Genomic DNA, 19500 nt, shown 5'->3' with positions numbered 1-19500 from the left:
GAGAATTTACCGTCGAACAAGCGTCCGCTGTTCATTGCTTTATCCGCTCATTGCCTGCCGAAGTTAAGTCATTGGTGGTGCATTGCGAGGGCGGATTTTCGAGGTCTTGCGCAATCGCGTTGGCGGTACATCGTGTGTATGGCTATCGCACGGACCTGACACGACTGGGGAGGGCAAATCCCTCCGTTGCCCTGTTGATGATGTCCACACGGTGCTCGCCGTTGTTCGAATAAGCGCTTACCTGGGGGAATCTTTTATGAATGCGATTGTGTCCATCAAGTTCAACACGGATGGAGTTTCGGAGAGGGCGCTGCGTGTACTACGAGCAGCTGTTGCAATTGCAGCCGAGAATCGGGGAATTCGATTGCAAGTAATCTCACGTCAGAATTTTTGTGAGAAGGCTGGTCTGCCGCGGGGTACGGGCGTGCTTGAGTTAGGAAAACTGCTGGGCGAGTCGATGAAAGTGCTGGGGACCTTGGAAGTGCTGAGCCTGGAGCCCGATTCGCTCTCGGAAGATGTCTGGGGAAGCTGGCCGCCTTATGACTCGATAGCCATCGTCGATGACCAGGTTGAGTTTGAGATTTGCGATGCCATGTTCCAACATGACGCTTGGCGGTCGCTGCTTGAAGGCGAACTCGGTCGCGAGACTTCAGGAGCGAGGATGTTATCGATGTTGTCCCCTTGCTGAGGAGATGTCTATGACCTCAAGAATGTCACCCCAAATTGACTTGGAAATTGCCTTGCGTAAGTTCCATGAGTTGGGCATGTCCGATGGGGATTTGGGCTATGCATACTGGTATCAGGTAAGCCAACTCCTCCGCGGAGCCGCGGAGATGCAAGCTCGAATTGATGAGCTTAGGCAAGAGCTGGAGTCGTGCCACTCAAGGGGAAATCGCCGACCGAATCGGTCGTAGCAGACGCGCAAGCTTCAGTCTACGTTTGGGTGCGCGAGCGTCCCAACGTTACGTTTCGCACTTCGTCTTGCACGAGTCAGCCGAGCTGCGCTCGGAACATCTATTTGTCTCATCCTCCTCGGCCCTTAGCAAAGCGAATCACACGCACTGCGTCTGCTCTATACGCTGGTATCAGTCTTTTCTTGAGATGCCAATGCGTACACCTACAACCCCGCTGGCCCGAACCACTGCTGCTGCGCTCGCGCGAGTCCTAGACAGCGTTCCCCGTGGCTACACCCGCTACACCTCAGGCACCATCCTGGCATCCAAAGTGGGTGCTCTGGTCAGTAAGTTCCATCGCCTTTATGGAGTGGCTGCATCGGCATCTCAGCGGATTACCAGAAAGCGACGTGGGAAGGCGAATGCAATTTTGACTTTGTTCCAGCCCCAAGGGGCTGAGCGAGTTTGCTGGTTGATGCTCTTCACGAATGGTGAGTTAGATGCCAACGAGTCGCTACGAAGCGTCTTTGAAAAGCCGCGATTGGTCTGGCTAGGCTATGAACTTACTCGGCACAACCATAAGGGTGGAGTTAGATGGACGTGGCGTCGAGAGCCAGAGCAGATGCGGAACTTGTACACATTGCTAGATGAGCAGCTTCGGCGGCGTCGGTGGAGAGAGGTTGAGGCCACTCTCGCAAGAGTGGCCTCGCAGCCAGGGTTTTACGGGGTCCGTGGTCAGTCGTGGCGTCTTTGTCAGGAGGCGAGGGCCCGCGGGTATCCCGGGGAGCTGCCATTCTTGTTCTACATGCAGAAAATAGGCCACGGAGAGCACATTCCGGTGATGTAGTGCAATTTCCTGTTTGGAGGCTCTCGCTGGCCGAAGATAGAGGAGTCAGGTTCACTCTTCAGCCGGGTTAGACCAAGCCAAGAATAGCTCGCCTTTACTTCGGGTCGGCAATGGACCAGATTTTGAATTGGTTCGGGGTCGTCCGCCGCTGTGCCCGACGACGCCGTCGCATTCACGCAGCGTGGGGGCTAGGTGAGCCAGTTCTGGAAAAACTTGGCAGAACTTTGTCTCGTTCAATAGCTCGACTCCAGCCAACCCATCCGCTTCAGGCCCGTCTTCTGGGTGACTGTTGAACGGTACGAGCCCGGCACGTGGAAGCAGGTGGCAGAATTCGCATATTTCCATCAGTTCGCTGTCCTCGTCACCCGTCGTCGGTATGTCACCTGTGAGGCACGCGTACCATACTTGTTCCACCGTCCAGCCCGGTTTCAGTTCTGCGCGTAGTACGCTCAACAGTGGTGACCCGGTGTGCAGTTGCGTGACTTTTCCGACTCTGGCGCGACAATCATGGCGGGCGTACCCGGGGCCATAGGGGACAACGCCGCCGCCTGATTCGAAGAGTTTGACGAGATGAGCGAGTTCCGGGCACTGCTGTCGGAATCTTCTCTTGTTGGTCAGGACGATGGCGTCGGGTAGTGAACCAATCGCATGCTCCACCCCAAGCCCTAGATATTCCAGACAGCCCCTTTCGACCCTCTGGGTCACAGAAAGCGCCCGGTGCGAGGTGGCGGCATGGCAGAGTTGTTCTACCGGCTTTTGTTTGCTTCCAGCGCGGCGCCAATCGAGAATCGCGCGCAGGGGATTATCGGCTGTCGAGGTATCAGTTCGCGCGCGTTTGCGCTTCGGCATGGAAGCTTCGCATGCATCGGCCACGGGCTGCCCACACGCGACAAGACGTAGGAGAGGCGTTGCCAGGTCGGACTGACGTGGTTTGAAGGCTTTGCGGGTAGCGGCGGGATTTACGGTCGGCATTATCGTTTCTCCATAGGGACACCGACGCCATGGGCCTGAATGGCCGGCATGGTGATGTCAAAAGGTCCTATGAAGGTCGGCTAGCTGCCGACTATCGACCGCTCTGGTGATTCGCTTGAGCGCGAATAGAGCAGGCCGCATTCTAGGTGAAGCGATTTATTGTGTCAACGAAGTCGGCGGCACAGGTCTTCGTACCAAAAATTGGTTCCCGTATACTCGGCACGACCTTCGTGCTCTATCGGGTGAAGCGTGTATATCAAGCACCTAGTAAGCAAGCGATTTCGTGGTATCGAAAGCCTGAAATGGCCCCCTGGAAAGGGGGTTAACTGCCTGGTTGGGCCAGGCGATAGCTGCAAAACGACGATACTCGACGCCATCGATTTCTTATTTGCTGAACGGCACAACATCGCTTTCGATGACCTTGATTTCTACAAGGCGGATACAACCCAGCAAATTAGAATCGTCGCCGTCCTGGCCGACCTCCCCCGTGATTTTCTCAGAGAGGACCGTTACGGCTTATTACTATCGGGGTGGCCCACTCGATGGGCTGGGTCATAGTGATGTTTGACCCACATATGGCCATTTGACTGTTTCCCTATGATTTCGGCAGTCTCCCGGAGGCCGCGGTGCTTCGCATTTCGATGATGAATTTCGTTGACAATTTTCTCGCGAGAAATGCTTCATTCCTTTTCATCTACACCCCGACACTGACATCGATACACGGTTCTGAGTCAGCGCCCATTCATCAAGATAATAAATTTTTATTCTTAAAATAAAACGAATAGAGAACGTAGAATGAAACCAGAAGATGCCATCCGAGAAATACTAGCAGAGCGACCAAGCCTATTAACAGAAAAAATAAAAAATGGTTTCTCGCTTTGGATGGACTCTAAAAATAATGGCCGCAGGATGCGAGTTATCCGTATCAATAGCACCTCGTCGCCAGATATTTTAGAAACCAAGCGCGCAGAAACGTCCAGAGTCGAACGCAAGCCTTCCCTGATACGTGCCACCTGGTCCCTCAGCGAAACACTTTCAATTATCGATTCCGAAATCGAGCTAATTGAATCAAATTCAAATCAGCCAAGCAAGAAACTGACTAACTCTAAAGCAGCGGAAGAAATTACTATGAGTGGACCAAGCATGGCCAACGGCGCTGACCAAGTGAGCCTTAACAAGATTCTTTATGGTCCACCAGGCACAGGAAAGACCTATAGCACAGCGAAGCTCGCTGTTGAAATCTGCGATGGCGATGCTGAAATGTCGCGCGAAGAGCTAATGGCCCGATATGAGGAACTACGCCGTGACAACCGCATCTGCTTCGTGACGTTCCATCAATCGTATGGCTATGAAGATTTCGTTGAAGGCTTGCGACCGGAGCTAAAGGATGGTCAGGTGTCATATCGCATTCGTCCCGGAGTTTTTCGCGAAATATGTGATGCAGCACGACTGAGTAACTTGGTCAAACCGGGACTTTCAGGCAAGCCATTAAAGGACCGCACAATATACAAAATGTCTTTGGGCGCTGCGGGCACGACTGAAGGACACACTGTCTTGCAGGAATGTCTAGAAAAGGGATATGTCCTACTGGGGTGGGGCCGAGACATAGACTTCTCTGAATGCGATACGGAAGACGCAATCCGCCAGAAAATTGCAGAAGAAAGACCAGACATCAAGAAGCCCGATTCAAATGTACGTTTTTCTGGCGTCTTCAAGAATGACGTACGAGTTGGCGACTTAATAATCGTCTCCCAAGGAAATCGCTCGTTCCGTGCCATTGGAGAAGTGACCGGAGAATATGAGTTTTTGGAGGCCCCCGTAGCGGGCACTTACCATCAAATGCGCCCTGTGCGATGGTTGGCAGTGCTAGAAGCGAATCGCTCAGTTAGCGACATCTATGACCGCGGCTTTGTGCAGTCGGCGCTTTATAGGCTTGACCATGCTGGATTGAAACTGGATGTTCTGGAAGGCCTTTTGAACGAGCAACACGAAGCCAACGGCCAACCATTCGTTTTGATTATCGACGAAATCAACCGTGCCAACCTGGCAAAGGTATTCGGCGAACTCATTACGCTCCTCGAGCCAGATAAGCGCGAAGGTGCCGTAAACGGCCTCACCGTGAAGCTACCATACTCTGGCGATGACTTCAGGGTGCCTGCCAACCTATTTGTTATTGGTACGATGAATACAGCGGACCGCTCCATCGCTCTACTGGACACTGCGTTAAGGCGACGATTCGAGTTCGAGGAGTTGCAGCCCGATTATGATGCGTTGCCAGTAGAGGCTATAGAAGGCGTTGACCTGCGAGCTCTGCTACGGGCAATGAATGACCGCATCGAGTATCTCTACGACCGGGACCACGCCATTGGCCACGCGTATTTTGTACCCATAAAAACCCTCACCGACTTAGAGACCGTGTTCAGAAGGAAAGTTATACCTCTCCTCCAGGAGTACTTTTACGAGGACTGGTCGAAGGTCTGCCTCGTCTTGAACGATACATCAGGCGGATTCATCGCATCCCGTATAGCAATTCCGAAGGGCCTCCAAGCCACTGTCGACGAATATGACCTCAGGCCGCGCTACACGGTCCGTCCGGATAAGTTCGAGGTGGACTCCTATCTCAATATTTATCAGTAACCGGACATGGCCCTAATATCGATACGCGAGCACGACAAAGTCCACATAGGTAAATTTGAGCCGGCACGGCCGTCAATAACACCGGCCCAAGCTGAGTTCGCGACTGGTCTGAAATCCGTTTATGGCTTCGATGTCTTCAGGTACCTGAACGGCGGAACTATAGCGGCGCAACAGTATGTTGGCGCCTTTCAACTCGGGCCGCATACGATTGAGATTCTTCCCAAAGTGGAGGGCAGTGACCTTAACGTGCGACGCAACTTGGTGGCGATGCTGGCAGTGACCAAGAAGCTGGACATCGCAGAAGGTGATGTTACGCTCCTCGCGCAGCAAAATCACGGCATTCTGGAAATTCTTATCCGCTTGTTCTGCGACAAACTGTTCTTTCAGATTCATCGAGGACTTGTTCGGCGCTACGAAGTGCGCCAAGAAGCCCTTACCGTTCTCCGTGGCCGTCTGATGGTGGCAGAGCAGGTTCGCTTGAATGCCGCGACTCCAGAGCGACTATTTTGCCGCTTCGAAGAGTTTCAGGAGGACAATCCCCTTAATGTCGTACTGAAGGCCGCGGTTAAATTGCTGGCGGGCATCGCGAAGACACTGGCGAATCAGCGACTCCTGTCTGAGCTCCTATTGGTCTTTGATGGCGTATCTGACTGCGACATCGGAGCCTTGCCCTGGCATCGAGTGGCATTTGACCGACTAAGCGACCGCTATCGAGGCTCTTTCTCGCTTGCAGAACTATTTCTGAAAAATGCTCCCCCCGACCTAAGCGGTGGGTGTGCACGGGCGTTCTCAATGTTCTTCGACATGAATCTCCTGTTTGAAGAGTACGTTGGAAGAATGACGACGCGAGTCTTGCGACCGCACGGAATCGCGACTAGGCTCCAAAGCCCACAAAAGTACCTCGCGTTGAGGGAGGGCCAACAGGGCCCGGCCTTCTTGATGAAGCCCGACGTAACAGGTCTAAAGGATGGTCGAATTCACTGGATTTTGGATACCAAGTGGAAGGAGCTTTTGGCGAGTGAGGCAAAGGAAGGGGTCGCGCAGTCAGACCTTTACCAGATGTATGCATATGCGAGCTGCTACGATTGTTCCGATGTGGTGCTTTTGTACCCGCACCACAAATCACTGGGTTCACCCGCGGGCGTACGTACCAGTTACCTGCTGAACCCATGGGCGGACAATGATGGGGGGTACGCACGTCGAGTTCGGATAGCGACGCTGGACTTGGCAGACCTTAAGACAGTTCCCGAACAGCTAGAGCGGATTTTGATGTGCGGCGACGTAGCAAACACGTTCCAACAACCTGAGGCAGACACCCCGCGCTGGAAAGCAGCGTTTTCTGCGTGAGCGGGCCTTCAATCCGAAGATGGCGAAACGTCTCGAGCGTTGCTAGGACCTTTCTATCGCTTAGAGCCCGGCCGGGCGCGTTCGCACGCGCTCAGGGCTTTCCTCAATTCTTTATTCTCGCGCTGGAGTTCCGCAACCGACCTCAGCAGCCGGCTGATGGAGTGCCAGTACATCGCTCCCAAATCGCCATCCTCTAGAGCCAGTTGGTGCAGTTTTTTCAGCGCAATGGATACGTCAGTCGTTTCCATATCAATCTCTAGAATGTCGCGAGTTTTGCTCGAATTCTGGCCTGAACATCCTTCGGGCTGATGCCGAGCGCGCCGTCCGTCCGCACGAGTCGGTCCCGGTCAGCAGCAGGCCAATCAGCGTCGTCATCATCTATGGCGAACCAGGACAGTGGCTGGCGCCGCTGGCGCTCGCGACGCTCGCGCTCGCGACGCTCGCGCACTCCTCTCCCTGGCTGCGAACGCCGCAGGCGTTTATTGGTGCTTGCCATCACAGAACGCGGCGCTGGTTGCTCAGTGCTTGCTCAGAGAGCGAGCGTCTGGTTCAGAGAGCCGCATCAGCATGGTGGCGTGCTTAGCGTGGGCTCTCTTTGATAAAAAAAAATGTCATAGATAATAAATAATTAGATAGGCCGCGTAGGCGGGGACCACGCTTGTAAAAAATGGTCTTCTAACAAGCCCACTTCCTTTGTCAGGAGAAGAGGGCCTGTGAACCATTTCTACAGGGTGGTGCACCCAATTCTTCAGTTCTTAGGAAACCAATTCTTCAGGTTTTTTGGCGTGTCTGAACGTCGGTTTCCTCCTTGCTGGGCGACCGATAGTGAACATGCTTGGCTCCTTTTCGACGACAGCCCATCCTATCCTTGGTAGCTCCGCTAGGGCGCGCCGAACTGATTGCTGTCGTTTTCGCTGAGCGACGATGGACGGTGCTTCGTCGTCACCATAGACATAGGTGCACAGAGTCTGTATTCCAACCTTGCGGGTGCTGCCTTGGTTTATCCAATGCAGCCGGTTGTGCAAAATATGAGCAGCGCCAGACTTAAGGCTGCGGACCTCGTCCATATTGGTACTGAGGAAGCTGTTGTGTCCTAGGACTGCGGCTGTGGCTAGCGGGCTTAGGATGATGGAGAGGCGACCAGTTCGAGATTCGATGCCGTGACCCGCTATAAGGTGGTACGAGCCTTCAAAGCCTGGTCTTTTTACTAGGACAGTGACGTTCGAAAGTCTCGCAAGAGATGCCCGCATCTTTTGGTAGCTGAAGCCGCAGTTCTTCTCAAATCCCGCGGTGTCGGCGAGCTTTGCAAGGGTCAGGGCAATTGCCACAGTTGGAGCCGAGTTGGCGTCGCCCGTCAACGCGAGCAATGACCTAATCGGGGCCGCGTCGCTTAACATGCTTTTGGCATTTGCGAGTCCTTCGGTGGAGAGCGCAACGACGGCTTGAAGGACTTGTAAGTCCCTCGAGTCTAGTGGCTCGAAACCCATGAAACGGACAGCGGCGTCTTCAACGTTGAACGTGACATCAAGCTTCTTCTGCTTTCGTTCTCCCGGGGCTAGGCTTCGGAACAGACCGTGGGCATGCACAATAGGATGCGCCATCTTCGCATGTGGTGGGAGTTTTCTTGTCAACGGCCGACCTCGTCAAACGACGCGACGAGGCGGTCGATGTCGCTGCGTCGCCAAGCGGCGATGCGGGGGCCAATTTTCACTTGCGCCGGGAAGCGGCCGGTCTTGATACCCTCATACCAGGTCGCTCGCGACACGGGAATGATGGCTAGTACTTCGGGAAGGCGCAGGAGAGTGTCTGCACTGCTCATTTCTCATTTCCAACGTCCCCATGGGATATGCCCGGAAATGTGTCCTCATTTGCTCGATATGTCCTTCGCAGCCCGCATGGGTAGAGCCGGCAGCGTCCGGTGACGTCATATGGCGTCTGGGGAGTATAGGCAGGTGAGCCGAGGATGATTTGGTAGAGCAGCGCGCTGTGCACAGCGCGTGGAAGCCAAGCGCTCAATCGAATTGAAACTGTGCACAGGACTGTAAACAGGTCACTACGACGCGCTTTCGCTGATGCAATGTTTGCATCGCAAATTCTCGAAAATTCATTCTGAATCAACGAGTTAAATGCGTGGTGCCCGGGGCCGGAATCGAACCGGCACGCCTTGCGGCGGGGGATTTTGAGTCCCCTGCGTCTACCAATTTCACCACCCGGGCAAGGGGGTCGCGAACACGTCCAGATGACGGCTGCGGGAGAACGAAGACAGCGATTATATGCGTACTTTCAAAAATTGTCAGGCGGCCTCACATCCAGCCCCTGATCAGAGCCGGATCCGCTCGGCCATCCAGCCGAAAACGGACCCAGCCCTCAAGCACTATCTACTTCTTTTCCGGCAAGAACCAGTTCATGACCAAGGCGCAGATCCCGCCGGTGGCGACGCCCGATTCCAGCACGCTTTTTACCGCGTGCGGCAGGTGCGACAGAATTTCAGGCACTTGCGACACGCCCAGCCCCAAGGCCAGCGATACCGCGATGATCAACAACGCACGACGGTCCAGCTGAATGCCCGCCAGAATGTTGATGCCGGACGCGGCCACCGCGCCGAACATCACCATGGCGGCGCCGCCCAGGACGGGTTCGGGCACGGCTTGCAGCACGCCGGCCACGCTGGGGAACAGGCCCAGCAGGATCAGCATGCCGGCGATCCATACGCCGACGTGGCGGCTGGCGATGCCGGTCAGCTGGATCACGCCGTTGTTCTGCGCAAAGACCGAGCTTGGGAAGGTGTTGAACACGCCAGCCAGGAGCGAATTCGCGCCGTTGACCAGCACGCCGCCCTTGATGCGCTGCATCCACAGCGGGCCTTCGACCGGCTGCTTGGACACCTTGCTGGTGGCGGTGACGTCGCCGATGGCTTCCAGCGACGTGACCAGGTAGATGATCAGCATCGGCACGAACAGCGCCCACGAGAAGCCCAGGCCGAAGTGCAGCGGCACGGGGATCTGGAACAGGGCGGCTTCGCGTGCGCCGGTGAAGTCCAGGCGGCCCATGGCGGCGGCGGCGATGTAGCCGACGGCCAGCGCCAGCACCAGCGCCGTGCTGCGGATCCAGACGACCGGCACGCGGTTCAGCAGGATGATCGTGCCCAGCACCAGGCCGGACAGCGTCAAGTTTTCCGCGCTGGCGAAGGTGCCGTTGGCCATGGCGCCGAAACCTCCGCCCATGCTGATCAGGCCGACCTTGATCAAGGTCAGGCCAATCAGCAGCACGACGATGCCGGTCACAAGCGGGGTGATCAGGCGTTTGACGAAGGGCAGGATGCGGCTGATGCCCATTTCCACGAACGATCCGGCGATGACCACGCCGAAGATCGCGGCCATCACGGCTTCGACCGGCGTGCCTTGCTTGACCATGACCGAGCCGCCCGCGATCAGCGGGCCGACGAAGTTGAAGCTGGTGCCCTGCACGATGAGCAAGCCGGCGCCCAGCGGGCCGAAGCGCTTGCACTGCACGTAAGTGGCGATGCCGGAGATGACCAGCGACATGGACACGATCAGCGTGGTGTCGCGGCTGCTGACGCCCAGTGCCTGGCAGATCAACAGGCCGGGGGTGACGATGGGGACCAGGATGGCCAGCAGGTGCTGCAACGCGGCGACGAAGGCGACGGGCGGCGCGGGGCGGTCGTCGGGGCCGTAGACCAGGTCGTGGCTGGGCGCGTCGTCGACGGCGTGGGGGGCGGGTTGCGAAAGGGAGGCGGGTTGCATGGGCGGAAGGCCGGCCGGGGGTAGGAGAGAAAGTGCGGGATTTTAGCGGGGTTCGCGCTGCTGCCGCGACGGGGCCTTGAAAAGTTCCCGATAGCCCCCACCTCAGTAGGGTTTCCCGGATTCCGCGCGGGCTCCTCGCCCCGGGATCCCGGTATTTGCGTTTCCTTTTATTTGTCCCTAATTTTTTACTTCACGTAGAACCATGAGCCAAACCGCCACGTCTTCCACGTCCGAAACCCTGGGGTTCCAGGCCGAGGTGAAGCAACTGCTGCACCTGATGATCCATTCGCTATACAGCAACAAGGAAATTTTCCTGCGCGAGCTGGTGTCGAACGCCTCGGACGCCTGCGACAAGCTGCGCTTTGAAGCCATCGACCAGCCCGATTTGCTGGAAGGCAATGGCGAGCTGGCCATCACGGTCAGCTACGACAAGGCTGCCCGCACCATCACCATCTCGGATAACGGGATTGGCCTGTCGCGCGACGAAGCCGTCGCCAACCTGGGCACCATCGCGCGCTCCGGCACGCGGGAATTCTTTTCCCAGCTGACGGGCGACAAGCAAAAAGACGCGCAGCTGATCGGCCAATTCGGCGTGGGCTTTTACTCGTCGTTCATCGTGGCCGACAAGGTCACCGTGGTCAGCCGCCGCGCCGGCGCCACGGACGCAATCCAGTGGGAATCCGACGGCCAGGGCGAGTTCACGATTGCCGCCGCCGAGAAGGCCACGCGCGGCACCGACGTGACCTTGCACCTGCGCGCCGACGAAGATGAATTCCTGAACGGCTGGAAGCTGCGCGAAATCTTGCGCCGCTATTCCGACCACATCTCCTTGCCGATCCGCATGGCCAAGGAAGAGTGGGACCAGGAAAAGGGCGAGCAGGTCAAGACCGAAGAACTGGAAACGGTGAACCAGGCCAATGCGCTGTGGGCCCGCAGCAAGTCGGAAGTCACCGAAGAGCAGTACCGCGAGTTCTACAAGACGGTGTCGCACGACTACGACGACCCGTTGGCCTGGACGCACAACCGCGTGGAAGGCCGCAGCGAATACACGCAGTTGCTGTATGTGCCCAAGCACGCGCCCATGGACATGTGGGACCGCGACGGCCGCCACGGCGTGAAGCTGTACGTCAAGCGCGTGTTCATCATGGATGACGCTGACCAGCTGCTGCCGTCGTACCTGCGCTTTGTGCGCGGCGTGATCGATTCCGCCGATTTGCCCCTGAACGTGTCGCGCGAAATCCTGCAAGAAAGCCGCGACGTGCGCGCCATTCGTGAAGGGTCGGCCAAGCGCATTCTGTCGCTGCTGGAAGACCTGGCCGAGAACAAGCCGGAAGACTACGCCACGTTCTGGACGGAATTTGGCCAGGTGCTGAAGGAAGGCGCGGGCGAAGATTCCGCCAACCTGGAACGCATCGCCAAGCTGATGCGCTTTGCGTCCACGCATTCGGGCGAGCCGGCGCAGACGGTGTCGTTTGCCGACTACGTGTCGCGCATGAAGGAAGGCCAGGACAAGATCTACTACGTGACGGCCGACACGTTCGCCGCCGCCAGCAACAGCCCGCATCTGGAAATCTTCCGCAAGAAGGGCATCGAAGTGCTGCTCCTGTCGGACCGCGTTGACGAATGGATGCTGTCTTACTTGCGCGAATTCGACGGCAAGTCGCTGGTGTCGGTCGCCAAGGGCGGGCTGGACCTGGCCGAGCTGGCCGACGAAGAAGAAAAGAAGCATCAAGCCGAAGTGGCTGAAGACTTCAAGCCCTTGGTCGAGCGCCTGCAAAAGACGCTGGAAGATCAGGTGAAGGAAGTGCGCGTCACGCTGCGTCTGGTGGATTCGCCGGCGTGCGTGGTGGTGGGCCAGAATGAACTCAGCCCGCACTTGCTGCGCATGCTGAAGGCCGCCGGCCAGGAAGCGCCCAATGTGAAACCGGTGCTGGAAATCAACCCGGAACACCCGCTGCTGGCGCGCATTCGTGCGGCTGAAGATGGTGAATTTGATCAGTGGGCGCGTCTGCTGCTGGATCAGGCCCTGCTGGCTGAAGGTGCACAAATTGCCGACCCGGCCGCGTTTGTGAAGCGCTTGAATGCCTTGCTTCTGAAGTAAGCGGCGGGGTGGTGGGATGAGAGGGCGCCTGAACGTAAGGCGCCCTCTTTTTTATTGCGCGAGGCTGCGAGGGAAGTGAATATTCCCGATCGGTAATTTTGGAGGCCTTCATGTCTGCTTGGGCTGGAAGTGCAGGTCGTGCCCAAGCGCCCAAGATTGTCATGACCGTCCAGCGCTGGGAATAAGCACCGCATCCAAGGCCAGCACCCCCTGCCCATCCGGCAGCGCCAACAAGGGGTTGATTTCCACGGAACTGAAATGTTCCCGGTGCGCATCCGCGAAACGCGACAGCGCCACCAAGGCATCCGCTAGTGCATGGATGTCGCAAGGCGGTGCGCCGCGTGCGCCTTGCAGGAGCGCGTAGCCCTTGATTTCGCGGATCATCGACAAAGCCTGGGCGTGGTCGAAGGGCGCCAGGCGGAAGCTGACGTCTTTCAGTACTTCGACGAAGACGCCGCCCAGGCCGAACATGACGACGGGGCCGAAGACCGGGTCGCTGTGCATGCCCACGATGCACTCCACGCCTTTGGGCGCCATGGGCGCGACCAGCACGCCGTCGATGCGGGCAGTGGGGCAGTGCGTGCGTACGCTGTCCAGGATGGCGGCGTGGCCGTGGCGCACGGCGTCTTCGCCCGACAGGTTCAGCTTCACGCCGCCTACATCGCTTTTGTGCAGGATGTCGGGCGACACCACTTTCAAGACCACGGGGCCGGCCGCGCGGGCAGCGGCGGCCACGGCGGTGTCGGCGTCGGTGGCAAGCGTGCAGTCGGGCACGGGCAGGCCGGCTTGGCGCAGGACGTCCATCGCCTGCACTTCGTTGTAGGTGTCGCGCAGCGGCGCGGTGCTTGCTGCAACTGGCGGCATTGAGGTGTGGGTGGAGGCATCCGAGGCGGCCTTGGGGGTGCCATTTGTGCTGCCATCCGTGCTGCCATCCGACGCGGCATCCGACGCAGCATCCGACGTGGCCCCCGACGCCGCGGCCAAGCCCGCCACCGCGCCTATCGTCCGTATCGCGGCGCTGGGGTCTTCGAACACCAGCGTGCCCAGCCGTTCAAGCTCGCGGCGGCGCTCAGGCGGGAACAGCGCGCAGAAGGCCAGTGGCACGTCGGGGTGGCGGGCGCGCATTTCGCGGGCAAAGGTCTCGAAGGTGGGCCACAAGGCTTCCGACGACCCGGCGGCGGCCAGGAAGACCGCCAGCGCATCGTAGCGGCCGTCGGCCAGCATGTCGTCGGCGGTGGCCAGCAGCAGGCCGGGCTCGGACACCACCTGGCCGGTGACGTCGACCGGGTTGCGCGGGCCAGCGAAGGGCACGCGTTCCAGCAGCCGGGCTTGCGCGGCCGCGTCGGGTTCGGGTAGCGACAGGCCGGCTTCCTCGGCCTCGTCCGCCATCAAGGCGCCAACGCCGCCGGATATCGTGAAGATGCCCAGGCGCTTGCCTTGGGGGCGTTGCTGCCAGGTGTCCAGCGCATAGCCCAGGTTGAAGAAGTCTTCGATGCTGCGCGCGCGCAGCGCGCCGTATTGGCGAAACAGCGCGTCGTAGACGGCGTCATCGCCCGCCAGCGCGGCGGTGTGTGACGCAGCGGCCTGCGCGCCGGCCTGGGTGCGGCCGATCTTGGTGACGACCACGGGCTTGCCGGCGTCGCGCGCGGCGGCCAGTGCACCGCGCAGCTTGGCGCCGTCGCGGCAGCCTTCCATGTAGGCCATGATGACCCGCGTGTCGGCGTCGTGCGCCAGCCAGTTGATGCAGTCGGCCACGTCGATGTCGGCTTCGTTGCCGGTGCTGATCCAGTGCGACAGGCCAAGTCCGCGTTCGCGCGCCATGCAATAGGCATAGGCGCCGAACGCGCCGCTTTGCGACACCATGCCGATGCCGCCCAACGCCACGGCGCCGTTGGCGGGCGCGGGCGAGAACGTGGCGTAGACCTTGTGGCGCACGTTCATGTAGCCCAGGCAGTTGGGTCCCAGCAGGCGGATGCCGCGCTCGCGCGCGATGGCGCATAGCGCCTCTTGCATGGCGACGCCTTCCGCGCCCGTTTCCGAAAAGCCTGACGTGAATACGACCGCGCCGCCAACCTGACCGGGGCGCGCGCTTTGTAGCGCCTGGGCGGCATGCGCGGCGGGCACGGCCAGGATGACCAGGTCCACGTCGGTATCCAGCGCGGCCAGGTCGGGCGCGGCGGGCAAGCCCTGGATGCTATCGGCGCGCGGGTTGATGGGCAGGATGCGGCCGTCGTAACCATGCTGACGCAGCAGGCTGACCGGCATGGCGCCGATCTTGCCGGGGGTGGCGGACGCGCCCACGATGGCGATGCTGCGAGGGGTGAACAGGCGGGACAGGGTGGGGTCGGAATGCGTAGTCATGATTTGCGGGCGAGTAGGTTCAGGAAAAGCGCACGACGCTGCGGCCGGTGCTGCCGCGTTCGAGCATGGCGGCTAGTGCTTGCGGCAAGTCATGGGGGGTGATGACGCGCGCGGTAAGGTCCAGGCGCTGCGGGCGGTAGTCGGTGGCCAGCCGTTGCCATAGCGCGCGGCGCAGCGGCATGGGGCTGTTGGCGTTGATGCCCAGCAGCTTCACGCCGCGCAAGATGAAGGGGATGACGGACGTGGGCAGCTCCGCGCCGCCCGCGTTGCCAAACGCGGCCACCACGCCGTCGGGGCGCACGCTGGCCAGCGCGTGGGCCAGCAAGGGGCCGCCCACGGAATCAATGACGCCGGCCCAGCGCGCGCTCATCAAGGGTTTGATGGGGGCGGACAGGTCGGGCGGGGCCATGACCTCGGCGGCGCCCAGCGACCGCAGGTAGTCGGCGGCATCCGCCTTGCCGGACATGGCGCAGACGCGATACCCGCGTTGGCTGAGGATGTCGATGGCGATACCCGCCACGCCGCCGGTGGCGCCGGTGACCAGCACTTCGCCTTGGTCAGGCGCCAGGCCGCAGTGTTCCATCCAGTGCAGGGACAGCGCGGCGGTGAACCCAGCGGCGCCCAGCACGGCGGCATCGCGCAGTGTGATGCCGGCGGGCAAGGGCAGCACCCAGTCATGCGGCACGCGCGCGTATTCCGCATAGCCGCCGTCGCAGTCCACGCCGATGCCAAAGCCGTGCACGACGACTTCCTGACCGGGAGCAAGCGCGGGGTTGGTGGAGTGGACCACGGTGCCGCTCAGGTCGATGCCGCCGATGCGGGGGTACTGGCGCACGACGTTGCCGCGTCCGGCCTGCGCCAGCGCGTCCTTGTAGTTCAGGCCGGCGTAGGCCACCTTGATCAGCGTATCGCCGGGGGACAAGTCATCTTCCGACAAGGTGTCGAAGCGTCCTTGCGGGGGCGCGCCGTCGGCGCCGCCATGCAGTCGGTAGGCCTGGATGGTGGGGATGGGCATGCGGGTCTCCTGGGATGGGTCAGCCGCGCGCCAAGAGGCGGCGCGCAAGGCTGGCGCGGTGCAGTTCGTTGGCGCCGTCGTAGATGCGGAAGGGGCGCATTTCTTGCCAGATCATTGCCACGGGGGTGTCGTCGGACAGGCCCGATGCGCCCATCATTTGCACGGCGCGGTCGGCCACGCGGTTGACGGCTTCGGATACGAATACCTTGGTCATGGCGCTGTGCTGCTTGACGGACAAGCCCGCGTCCATGCGGCCCGCGCAATCCAGCGTCATCAAGCGGCTGGCGTGCAGGTCGATGTGTGAATCGGCCACCATGGCCTGGATCTGTTGCAGATCGGCCAGGCGCGATCCAAAAGACTCGCGCGTGTTGACGTAGGCTTGCGCGGTTTCCAGGGCGCGGCGGGCGCGGCCGATGTAGCGCATGCAGTGCGACAGGCGCGCCGGCTCCAGCCGCAGCTGCGCGTATTCCAGACCGCGTCCGGGTTCGCCCAGCACGGCGTCGTCGCCGACCTCGCAGTCCTGCAACTCGATCTCGGCGTGGCCGCCGATCTGGTAGCCGGTGACCATGCCGATGTCGCGGATGACGCGGTAGCCCTTGGTATCGGCGGGCACGATGAAAAGCGTGGCGCCGGCATCGGTCTGCGCCAGCAGCAACGCGAAGTGCGCGCCGACGCCGCCGCTGATGTATTGCTTGTGGCCGTTCAATACCCAGCCTTGACCCCGCCGCGCGGCGCGGGTGCGCAGCATCGACGGGTCGGACCCCGCACCGGGCGCGGGTTCTGTCATGGCGAAGCAGGCGCGTTGTTCGGCGCGCACCAGCGGCAGCAGATAGCGCTCGCGCTGCGCGGGCGTGGCCAGCCGCAGCAGCGTCGCCATGTTGGGTTGGTCGGGGGCGGCGCAGTTCAGGGCAGCCGGCCCTAAGAAGCCGCGCCCGGCCGCTTCCAACACCTGGGCCAGCGCGCGCCAACCCAGACCCAGCCCGCCAAATTCGACGGGCAGTTGCGGCGCGTACAGGCCGGCATCCCGCGCCTTGAGGCGCAAGCGCGCCACGCATTGGTCCAGAGCCGCCACGTTGCGGGCGATGGCGGGCGATTCTTCGGGGATGGCGATGTCATCGATGAAGCGGCGGACCCGCTCGCACAGGTCTTGGATCGCGGCGTCGTCGTAGGGCTGGGCGGGCATGGGCTGTGTCTCTTGGCAGTGGCTTGCGAATAACGGCGAGCATGTGAAGGCATGCATGTGAAGGCGAGCCTGTGAGGGCACCCTCACGCAGGCAGCCTCACGCAGGCACCCACACGCCGGCACCTTGGTAGCGCCTTACTGGATACGCGTGTTGGTGGACTTCACCAACTTGCCCCACCACACGGTTTCGTCGGCGATCTGCTTGGCGAATTCCGCCGGTGTGCTGCCCAGCGGTTCAGCGCCCAGCTCCTGAAAGCGCGCGCGCAACTGCGGGTCTTGCAGCGCCTTTACGACGGCGGCATGCAGGCGGTCGACCACGGCGGGTGGGGTGTTGGCGGGTGACATCAAGCCCTTCCATGCCATCACTTCAAAGCCCGGCATGCCCGCTTCGGTAAAGGTGGGCACGTCCGGCGAGGCGGTGGCGCGCGCGTCGCTGGGTACGGCCAGCGCGCGCAGCGTGCCGGCTTTGACCTGTGGCAGCAGCGCGGGCATGTTGTCGATCATGAAATCGATGTGGCCAGCGACCAGGTCGGTGATGGCAGGGCCGGAGCCCTTGTAGGGCACGTGTTCGGCTTGCAGCCCGGCCTTCTGCTTGAGCAATTCGCCGGCCAGTTGCGCGGGCGACCCGTTGCCGGGCGAGCCAAAGGACAGCTTGCCGGGGTGGTTGCGGGCGTACGTCAGGAATTCCTGCAAGGTGGTGACGGGCATCGACTTGGTCACCACCATCAGGTTGTGTTCGCGTTCGATGCAGGTGATGGCCGTCAGGTCCCGCGCGGGGTCGAACGGCATGTTGGCGTACAGGCTGGGGTTGATGACGGTGGGGCCGGCCGCCGCCAGCAGCAGCGTGTAGCCGTCCGGCGCGGCGCGCGCCACGAAGTCCCCGCCGATATTGCCGCCGGCGCCCGGCTTGTTTTCCACGATGACCGGCTGGCCCAGGATGGGGTGCAGCGCTTCGGCCAGCAGGCGGCCCAGGATGTCGGTGGACCCCCCGGGCGCAAACGGGATGATCAGCCGAATCGGCTTGTCGGGGTAGGCGGCGGCCGCCTGGGGCGGCAGGGCCGCGCAGGCGAACGCGGCGGCCAGGGCGCCGATCCACTTCGGCAGGTGCTTATGCAGCATGTCAGTCTCCTTGGGGTTGTGGGCCGCGCGCTTCTTGTGGCGGCGGTCCCTAAAACGCTCGGACCTAACGGCCGGGCGTGTAGCCGGCCTGCGCCAGCGTGTGCCGCGCGATGGTCAGTTGATGGATCTGGCTGGTGCCTTCGTACAGGCGAAACAGCCGCACGTCGCGGTAGAAGCGTTCAATGCCCTGGTCCGCGATGTAGCCGTAGCCGCCATGCATCTGCACGCAGCGGTCGGCCACGCGGCCGCACATTTCCGACGCGAAGTATTTGCAGATCGACGCGTTCATGGTCACGTCCTGGCCGGCGTCGCGCTCGCGCGCCGTTTGCAGCACCAGCGCCAGCGCCGCCTGGATGTCGGTCTGGCAGTCGGCGATCATGGCCTGGATCAGCTGGAAGTCCATCAACGCTTTGCCGAACTGCTGGCGTTCGGCCACGAAGCGCAGGGTGTCGTCCAGCATGCGAATCGCCGGGCCGATGCACAAGGCAGCCAGGTGAATGCGCTGCTTGTTCAGCACCTTCATGGCGGTCTTGAAACCCATGCCTTCCTGGCCGCCGATCAGGTTGGCGGCGGGCACGCGGCAGTCGTTGAAGTACACGGCGGACACGGGCGAGCCGGCTTGGCCCATCTTGTCGTAAGGCTGGCCGGTGGTCAGGCCGGGGGTGCCCCGCTCGACAATGAAGGCCGAGATGCCCTTGGCGCCTGGCGCGTCGGGGTCCGTGCGCGCCATGACGGTGAACAAGCCGGCAATGGGCGCGTTGGTGATGAAGCACTTTTCGCCGTTCAGCACGTAGCTGTCGCCGTCGCGCACGGCGGTGGTGCGCAAGGCGGTGGCGTCCGAGCCCGCTTGCGGCTCGGTCAGCGCGAAGCAGCCGGTCAATTCACCGGACGCCAGGCGGGGCAGGTAACGGTCTTTCTGCTGTTCGGTGCCGTCGGCGACCAGGCCCTCGGAGCCGATGCCGGTGTTGGTGCCGACCCGGGCGCGAAACGCGACCGAGCATTGCGACAACTCGATGGCTGCCCGGATCAATTCTTCGGTGCTCATGCCCGCGCCGCCGTAGGCCTCGGGGATGGAATAGCCGAACATGCCCTGGGCGGCCATGGCGCGCACCAGGTCGTCGGGCACGGCGTCCAGGCGCGCAACCTCGGCTTCGCGCGGAACCAATTGCTGCCGTACAAAGCGCCGTAGCGAATCGATGAAGGCGGCAAAGCCTTCCGGGTCCCTGATCATGGGCTGTCTCCAATTGTTTTTTTGTGGGCC

At 60.8% G+C, this 19500-nt stretch carries 15 protein-coding genes and 1 tRNA gene; 4 read left to right on the top strand and 12 right to left on the bottom strand.

The window, feature by feature from the left end; genetic code table 11:
• The first annotated feature begins 256 nt into the window (after window positions 1-256).
• Window positions 257-688, top strand: coding sequence for a hypothetical protein (locus KYT87_RS26160; RefSeq protein WP_219991213.1), 432 nt, complete (start codon window positions 257-259; stop codon window positions 686-688).
• A 1103-nt stretch (window positions 689-1791) separates the two neighbouring features.
• Here the strand turns inward: KYT87_RS26160 and KYT87_RS26155 are convergent.
• Window positions 1792-2589, bottom strand: coding sequence for a hypothetical protein (locus tag KYT87_RS26155; protein WP_219991212.1), 798 nt, complete (start codon window positions 2587-2589; stop codon window positions 1792-1794).
• A gap of 918 nt (window positions 2590-3507) precedes the next feature.
• Here KYT87_RS26155 and KYT87_RS29930 point away from each other — a divergent pair.
• Together KYT87_RS29930 and KYT87_RS26145 are read left to right on the top strand one after the other, a co-directional pair.
• Window positions 3508-5349 carry an AAA family ATPase gene (locus KYT87_RS29930; protein ID WP_255593579.1) on the top strand — a complete coding sequence of 614 codons (1842 nt, stop codon included), beginning with the start codon at window positions 3508-3510 and terminating at the stop codon, window positions 5347-5349.
• Window positions 5350-5355: 6 nt separating this feature from the next.
• On the top strand, window positions 5356-6696 hold the full coding sequence (locus KYT87_RS26145) for an McrC family protein (RefSeq protein WP_219991211.1): 1341 nt from the start codon (window positions 5356-5358) through the stop codon (window positions 6694-6696).
• 53 nt (window positions 6697-6749) lie between these two features.
• Here the strand turns inward: KYT87_RS26145 and KYT87_RS26140 are convergent, their stop codons facing one another.
• The 6 genes from KYT87_RS26140 to KYT87_RS26120 form a co-directional block, all read right to left on the bottom strand.
• Window positions 6750-6944 (bottom strand): hypothetical protein, encoded by a 195-nt coding sequence (locus KYT87_RS26140; protein ID WP_219991210.1) that lies wholly within the window; start codon window positions 6942-6944, stop codon window positions 6750-6752.
• 8 nt (window positions 6945-6952) lie between these two features.
• Window positions 6953-7192 carry an HAD domain-containing protein gene (locus tag KYT87_RS30095; RefSeq protein WP_370638737.1) on the bottom strand — a complete coding sequence of 80 codons (240 nt, stop codon included), beginning with the start codon at window positions 7190-7192 and terminating at the stop codon, window positions 6953-6955.
• 259 nt (window positions 7193-7451) lie between these two features.
• Window positions 7452-8327, bottom strand: a complete 876-nt coding sequence (repC, locus tag KYT87_RS26135) for a replication protein C, IncQ-type (RefSeq protein ID WP_219991209.1) — start codon at window positions 8325-8327, stop codon at window positions 7452-7454.
• Window positions 8324-8515: an AlpA family transcriptional regulator gene (locus KYT87_RS26130; RefSeq protein WP_042795350.1), complete on the bottom strand. Its 192-nt coding sequence runs from the start codon at window positions 8513-8515 to the stop codon at window positions 8324-8326. The genes repC and KYT87_RS26130 overlap by 4 nt, the downstream gene beginning before the upstream one ends.
• A gap of 312 nt (window positions 8516-8827) precedes the next feature.
• Window positions 8828-8912 (bottom strand) — tRNA-Leu (locus tag KYT87_RS26125).
• Between the two features lie 162 nt (window positions 8913-9074).
• Window positions 9075-10460 carry a uracil-xanthine permease family protein gene (locus KYT87_RS26120; protein WP_219991208.1) on the bottom strand — a complete coding sequence of 462 codons (1386 nt, stop codon included), beginning with the start codon at window positions 10458-10460 and terminating at the stop codon, window positions 9075-9077.
• Between the two features lie 202 nt (window positions 10461-10662).
• On the opposite strand from KYT87_RS26120, the gene htpG reads away from it, so the two are divergent.
• Window positions 10663-12561, top strand: coding sequence for a molecular chaperone HtpG (gene htpG / locus KYT87_RS26115; RefSeq protein WP_219991207.1), 1899 nt, complete (start codon window positions 10663-10665; stop codon window positions 12559-12561).
• A 159-nt stretch (window positions 12562-12720) separates the two neighbouring features.
• Here the strand turns inward: htpG and KYT87_RS26110 are convergent, their stop codons facing one another.
• The 5 genes from KYT87_RS26110 to KYT87_RS26090 form a co-directional block, all read right to left on the bottom strand.
• Window positions 12721-14922, bottom strand: a complete 2202-nt coding sequence (locus tag KYT87_RS26110; protein ID WP_219991206.1) for an acetate--CoA ligase family protein — start codon at window positions 14920-14922, stop codon at window positions 12721-12723.
• Window positions 14923-14941: 19 nt separating this feature from the next.
• Complete coding sequence (locus KYT87_RS26105) at window positions 14942-15937, bottom strand: acryloyl-CoA reductase (RefSeq protein ID WP_219991205.1); 996 nt, start codon at window positions 15935-15937, stop codon at window positions 14942-14944.
• 19 nt (window positions 15938-15956) lie between these two features.
• Complete coding sequence (locus KYT87_RS26100) at window positions 15957-17120, bottom strand: acyl-CoA dehydrogenase family protein (RefSeq protein WP_219991204.1); 1164 nt, start codon at window positions 17118-17120, stop codon at window positions 15957-15959.
• A 135-nt stretch (window positions 17121-17255) separates the two neighbouring features.
• Window positions 17256-18239, bottom strand: a complete 984-nt coding sequence (locus tag KYT87_RS26095; RefSeq protein ID WP_219991203.1) for a tripartite tricarboxylate transporter substrate binding protein — start codon at window positions 18237-18239, stop codon at window positions 17256-17258.
• Window positions 18240-18303: 64 nt separating this feature from the next.
• A complete protein-coding gene (locus KYT87_RS26090) occupies window positions 18304-19470 on the bottom strand; it encodes an acyl-CoA dehydrogenase family protein (RefSeq protein ID WP_219991202.1) in 1167 nt (388 codons plus the stop codon).
• Window positions 19471-19500: the final 30 nt, after the last annotated feature.

Source organism: Achromobacter sp. ES-001 (genome assembly GCF_019448355.1).
Taxonomy (GTDB): domain Bacteria; phylum Pseudomonadota; class Gammaproteobacteria; order Burkholderiales; family Burkholderiaceae_B; genus Achromobacter; species Achromobacter spanius_B.
This window is presented reverse-complemented; position numbering and strand designations above follow the sequence as displayed.

What these genes read in the sequence shown, in the direction of transcription:
- KYT87_RS26105 (WP_219991205.1), bottom strand. Translation starts at nt 15,937, where the DNA reads ATGCCCATCCCCACCATCCAGGCCTACCGACTGCATGGCGGCGCCGAC.
- KYT87_RS30095 (WP_370638737.1), bottom strand. Translation starts at nt 7,192, where the DNA reads ATGGCAAGCACCAATAAACGCCTGCGGCGTTCGCAGCCAGGGAGAGGA.
- KYT87_RS26120 (WP_219991208.1), bottom strand. Translation starts at nt 10,460, where the DNA reads ATGCAACCCGCCTCCCTTTCGCAACCCGCCCCCCACGCCGTCGACGAC.
- KYT87_RS26140 (WP_219991210.1), bottom strand. Translation starts at nt 6,944, where the DNA reads ATGGAAACGACTGACGTATCCATTGCGCTGAAAAAACTGCACCAACTG.
- KYT87_RS26160 (WP_219991213.1), top strand. Translation starts at nt 257, where the DNA reads ATGAATGCGATTGTGTCCATCAAGTTCAACACGGATGGAGTTTCGGAG.
- KYT87_RS26095 (WP_219991203.1), bottom strand. Translation starts at nt 18,239, where the DNA reads ATGCTGCATAAGCACCTGCCGAAGTGGATCGGCGCCCTGGCCGCCGCG.
- htpG (WP_219991207.1), top strand. Translation starts at nt 10,663, where the DNA reads ATGAGCCAAACCGCCACGTCTTCCACGTCCGAAACCCTGGGGTTCCAG.
- KYT87_RS29930 (WP_255593579.1), top strand. Translation starts at nt 3,508, where the DNA reads ATGAAACCAGAAGATGCCATCCGAGAAATACTAGCAGAGCGACCAAGC.
- KYT87_RS26100 (WP_219991204.1), bottom strand. Translation starts at nt 17,120, where the DNA reads ATGCCCGCCCAGCCCTACGACGACGCCGCGATCCAAGACCTGTGCGAG.
- KYT87_RS26110 (WP_219991206.1), bottom strand. Translation starts at nt 14,922, where the DNA reads ATGACTACGCATTCCGACCCCACCCTGTCCCGCCTGTTCACCCCTCGC.
- KYT87_RS26145 (WP_219991211.1), top strand. Translation starts at nt 5,356, where the DNA reads ATGGCCCTAATATCGATACGCGAGCACGACAAAGTCCACATAGGTAAA.
- KYT87_RS26130 (WP_042795350.1), bottom strand. Translation starts at nt 8,515, where the DNA reads ATGAGCAGTGCAGACACTCTCCTGCGCCTTCCCGAAGTACTAGCCATC.
- KYT87_RS26090 (WP_219991202.1), bottom strand. Translation starts at nt 19,470, where the DNA reads ATGATCAGGGACCCGGAAGGCTTTGCCGCCTTCATCGATTCGCTACGG.
- KYT87_RS26155 (WP_219991212.1), bottom strand. Translation starts at nt 2,589, where the DNA reads ATGCCGAAGCGCAAACGCGCGCGAACTGATACCTCGACAGCCGATAAT.